The sequence below is a fragment of the Limosilactobacillus oris DSM 4864 genome, from assembly GCF_001434465.1.
In the GTDB taxonomy this organism is placed as follows: Bacteria; Bacillota; Bacilli; order Lactobacillales; family Lactobacillaceae; genus Limosilactobacillus; species Limosilactobacillus oris.
Genome location: NZ_AZGE01000048.1, coordinates 1 through 5,082, shown reverse-complemented (window position 1 = coordinate 5,082; position 5,082 = coordinate 1). Strand labels below are relative to the sequence as shown.

The window sequence follows — 5,082 nt, the reverse complement described above, 5'->3', positions numbered from 1 at the left end:
CCGCTTTGCCTTGGTTAAGTCCTCGACCGATTAGTAATGGTCCGCTCCATGCATCACTGCACTTCCACTTCCATCCTATCTACCACATCATCTTTGTGGGGTCTTACTTCCCCGAAGGGAATGGGAAATCTCATCTCGAGGCGAGTTTCACACTTAGATGCTTTCAGCGTTTATCTCGTCCATACATAGCTACCCAGCGATGCTCCTGGCGGAACAACTGGTACACCAGCGGTATGTCCATCCCGGTCCTCTCGTACTAAGGACAGGTCCTCTCAAATTTCCTACGCCCGCGACGGATAGGGACCGAACTGTCTCACGACGTTCTGAACCCAGCTCGCGTACCGCTTTAATGGGCGAACAGCCCAACCCTTGGGACCGACTACAGCCCCAGGATGCGATGAGCCGACATCGAGGTGCCAAACCTCCCCGTCGATGTGGACTCTTGGGGGAGATAAGCCTGTTATCCCCAGGGTAGCTTTTATCCGTTGAGCGATGGCCCTTCCATGCGGAACCACCGGATCACTAAGCCCGACTTTCGTCCCTGCTCGACCTGTCTGTCTCGCAGTCAAGCTCGCTTGTGCCTTTACACTCTCCGAATGATTTCCAACCATTCTGAGCGAACCTTTGGGCGCCTCCGTTACCTTTTGGGAGGCGACCGCCCCAGTCAAACTGCCCACCTGACACTGTCTCCCAGCACGTTCAGTGCTGCGGGTTAGAGTGGTCATAATGCAAGGGTAGTATCCCACCAGCGCCTCCAGCGAAACTAGCGTTCCGCTTTCTACGGCTCCTACCTATCCTGTACAAGCAGTACAAACACTCAATATCAAGCTACAGTAAAGCTCCATGGGGTCTTTCCGTCCTGTCGCGGGTACCCTGCATCTTCACAGGGATTTCAATTTCACCGAGTCTCTCGTTGAGACAGTGCCCAGATCGTTACGCCTTTCGTGCGGGTCGGAACTTACCCGACAAGGAATTTCGCTACCTTAGGACCGTTATAGTTACGGCCGCCGTTTACTGGGGCTTCAATTCTGAGCTTCGCCGAAGCTAACCCATCCTTTTAACCTTCCAGCACCGGGCAGGCGTCAGCCCCTATACTTCATCTTACGATTTTGCAGAAACCTGTGTTTTTGATAAACAGTCGCCTGGGCCTTTTCACTGCGGCTGGCCTTGCGACCAGCACCCCTTCTTCCGAAGTTACGGGGTCATTTTGCCGAGTTCCTTAACGAGAGTTCTCTCGCTCACCTTAGGATTCTCTCCTCGACTACCTGTGTCGGTTTGCGGTACGGGCAGTTGAATACTCACTAGAAGCTTTTCTCGGCAGTGTGACATCGGCGACTTCGTTACTTTAATTTCACTCCCCATCACAGCTTGTCAACTCGCAACTAAGCATTTGACTCAGTTACTGACTTACTGCTTGGCCGCACTCTTCCAATCGTGCGGTTCGCTTAGCCTCCTGCGTCCCTCCTTCATTCAAACGCATTCAACTGGTACAGGAATCTCAACCTGTTAGCCATCGCTTACGCCTTTCGGCCTCGGCTTAGGTCCCGACTTACCCTGGGAGGACGAGCCTTCCCCAGGAAACCTTAGTCATTCGGTGGACAGGATTCTCACCTGTCTTTCGCTACTCATACCGGCATTCTCACTTCTAAGCGCTCCACCAGTCCTCACGGTCTGACTTCGCCGCCCTTAGAACGCTCTCCTATCACGTGCACGTAGTGCACATCCACAGTTTCGGTAATATGCTTAGCCCCGGTACATCTTCGGCGCAGGATCACTCGACTAGTGAGCTATTACGCACTCTTTAAATGGTGGCTGCTTCTGAGCCAACATCCTAGTTGTCTATGCAACTCCACATCCTTTTCCACTTAGCATATATTTAGGGACCTTAACTGGTGATCTGGGCTGTTCCCCTTTCGACGGTGGATCTTATCACTCATCGTCTGACTCCTGAGTATAAATCGATGGCATTCGGAGTTTATCTGAAGTTGGTAACCCATGACGGGCCCCTTGTCCAAACAGTAGCTCTACCTCCATGATTCTTTTCCTCAAGGCTCCCCCTAAAGAGATTTCGGAGAGAACCAGCTATCTCCAAGTTCGTTTGGAATTTCACCGCTACCCACACCTCATCCCAGCCATTTTCAACTGACACGGGTTCGGTCCTCCAGTGCGCTTTACCGCACCTTCAACCTGGACATGGGTAGGTCACCTGGTTTCGGGTCTATAACTACATACTTCTTACGCCCATTTAAGACTCGCTTTCGCTACGGCTCCGACTTTTCCGTCTTAACCTTGCATGCAATCATAACTCGCCGGTTCATTCTGCAAGAGGCACGCCGTCACCCTTTAACGGGCTCCGACTGCTTGTAGGCACATGGTTTCAGGAACTTTTTCACTCCCCTTCCGGGGTGCTTTTCACCTTTCCCTCACGGTACTGGTTCACTATCGGTCACTAGGTAGTATTTAGCCTTGCGAGATGGTCCTCGCTGCTTCCGACGGGGTTTCACGTGTCCCGCCGTACTCAGGATCCTGAACGGAGAATGTGACGTTTCGTCTACGGGGCTATCACCCTCTCTGGCACAGCTTCCCAGCTGTTGCGACTACGTCGCATTTTGGTAACTCCATTGTTCAGTCCTACAACCCCAGCAAGCAAGCTCACTGGTTTGGGCTCTTCCCCTTTCGCTCGCCGCTACTCAGGGAATCGATGTTTCTTTCTCTTCCTGCAGCTACTGAGATGTTTCAGTTCACTGCGTCTTCCCCCTGCTAGCTATAGATTCACTAGTCAGGTAACCAACGACTAAGCTGGTTGGGTTTCCCCATTCGGAAATCTCCGGATCAAAGTGTACTTACCACTCCCCGAAGCATATCGGTGTTTGTCCCGTCCTTCATCGGCTCCTAGTACCAAGGCATTCACCATGCGCCCTTCATAACTTAACCTTGATGATCACTTCGTGATCACCTTGATTAATTGAGTTAGCGATTATTTCGTTAATTAAACTCAAATAACGCGGTGTTCTCGGTTTATTGTTTTCAATAAAAAGAAATTAGATATTATTTAGTTTTCAAAGTACAAGCTCTGAGGGTAAACCCNGATATTATTTAGTTTTCAAAGTACAAGCTCGGCCAATCTTATAATTGGCGATGGAGAATATCGGGATCGAACCGATGACCTCCTGCTTGCAAAGCAGGTGCTCTCCCAGCTGAGCTAATTCCCCATTAAATGGGCCTAAATGGACTTGAACCATCGACCTCACGCTTATCAGGCGTGCGCTCTAAACCAACTGAGCTATAGGCCCAAATAAGCGTCTCTGTTTTGAAAGGTAAACCTCTCAAAACTAAACAAAGTTTCAACTATGTGCAGGTTCCGTTTTATNCTCAAAACTAAACAAAGTTTCAACTATGTGCAGGTTCCGTTTTATTCCTTAGAAAGGAGGTGATCCAGCCGCAGGTTCTCCTACGGCTACCTTGTTACGACTTCACCCCAGTCATCTGTCCCGCCTTAGGCGGCTCCCTCCAAATGGTTAGGCCACCGACTTTGGGCGTTACAAACTTCCATGGTGTGACGGGCGGTGTGTACAAGGCCCGGGAACGTATTCACCGCGGCATGCTGATCCGCGATTACTAGCGATTCCGACTTCGTGCAGTCGAGTTGCAGACTGCAGTCCGAACTGAGACCGGCTTTAAGAGATTTGCACACCCTCGCGGGTTAGCTGCTCGTTGTACCGGCCATTGTAGCACGTGTGTAGCCCAGGTCATAAGGGGCATGATGATCTGACGTCGTCCCCACCTTCCTCCGGTTTGTCACCGGCAGTCTCACTAGAGTGCCCAACTGAATGCTGGCAACTAGTAACAAGGGTTGCGCTCGTTGCGGGACTTAACCCAACATCTCACGACACGAGCTGACGACGACCATGCACCACCTGTCTTTGCGTCCCCGAAGGGAACGCCTCATCTCTGAGGTTGGCGCAAGATGTCAAGACCTGGTAAGGTTCTTCGCGTAGCTTCGAATTAAACCACATGCTCCACCGCTTGTGCGGGCCCCCGTCAATTCCTTTGAGTTTCAACCTTGCGGTCGTACTCCCCAGGCGGAGTGCTTAATGCGTTAGCTTCGGCACTGAAGGGCGGAAACCCTCCAACACCTAGCACTCATCGTTTACGGCATGGACTACCAGGGTATCTAATCCTGTTCGCTACCCATGCTTTCGAGCCTCAGCGTCAGTTGCAGACCAGACAGCCGCCTTCGCCACTGGTGTTCTTCCATATATCTACGCATTCCACCGCTACACATGGAGTTCCACTGTCCTCTTCTGCACTCAAGTCGCCCGGTTTCCGATGCACTTCTTCGGTTAAGCCGAAGGCTTTCACATCAGACCTAAGCAACCGCCTGCGCTCGCTTTACGCCCAATAAATCCGGATAACGCTTGCCACCTACGTATTACCGCGGCTGCTGGCACGTAGTTAGCCGTGACTTTCTGGTTGGATACCGTCACTGCGTAAACAGTTACTCTTACGCACGTTCTTCTCCAACAACAGAGTTTTACGAGCCGAAACCCTTCTTCACTCACGCGGTGTTGCTCCATCAGGCTTGCGCCCATTGTGGAAGATTCCCTACTGCTGCCTCCCGTAGGAGTATGGACCGTGTCTCAGTTCCATTGTGGCCGATCAGTCTCTCAACTCGGCTATGCATCATCGCCTTGGTAAGCCGTTACCTTACCAACTAGCTAATGCACCGCGGGCCCATCCCAAAGTGATAGCCGAAACCATCTTTTATTGGAAAACCATGTGGTTTTCCAAGTTATGCGGTATTAGCACCTGTTTCCAAATGTTATCCCCCGCTTTGGGGCAGGTTGCCCACGTGTTACTCACCCGTCCGCCGCTCACTGGGAATCCAACGTCAAATCAGTGCAAGCACGTCATTTCTGTTGGGCCAGTGCGCTCGACTTGCATGTATTAGGCACACCGCCGGCGTTCATCCTGAGCCAGGATCAAACTCTCATATAAAATATAAGAACTTGAATAGCTCTATTTCAAATTAATTAAGCGAATTGACTTCGCAAATGTTTTTGCTTCAATCACCGATGTGAC

At 51.2% G+C, this 5,082-nt stretch carries 2 tRNA genes and 2 rRNA genes; all 4 read right to left on the bottom strand.

Going from position 1 to position 5,082, the window contains the following annotated elements:
* Positions 1–10: 10 nt before the first annotated feature.
* Positions 11–2,934: ribosomal RNA gene (locus tag FC49_RS09355) — 23S ribosomal RNA — on the bottom strand.
* A 205-nt stretch (positions 2,935–3,139) separates the two neighbouring features.
* A tRNA-Ala gene (locus FC49_RS09350) sits at positions 3,140–3,212 on the bottom strand.
* Positions 3,213–3,218: 6 nt separating this feature from the next.
* Positions 3,219–3,293 (bottom strand) — tRNA-Ile (locus FC49_RS09345).
* Between the two features lie 130 nt (positions 3,294–3,423).
* Positions 3,424–4,998 (bottom strand): 16S ribosomal RNA (locus FC49_RS09340).
* The 16S and 23S rRNA genes sit together here with 2 tRNA genes alongside, the layout of an rRNA operon.
* Between the last annotated feature and the right edge of the window lie 84 nt (positions 4,999–5,082).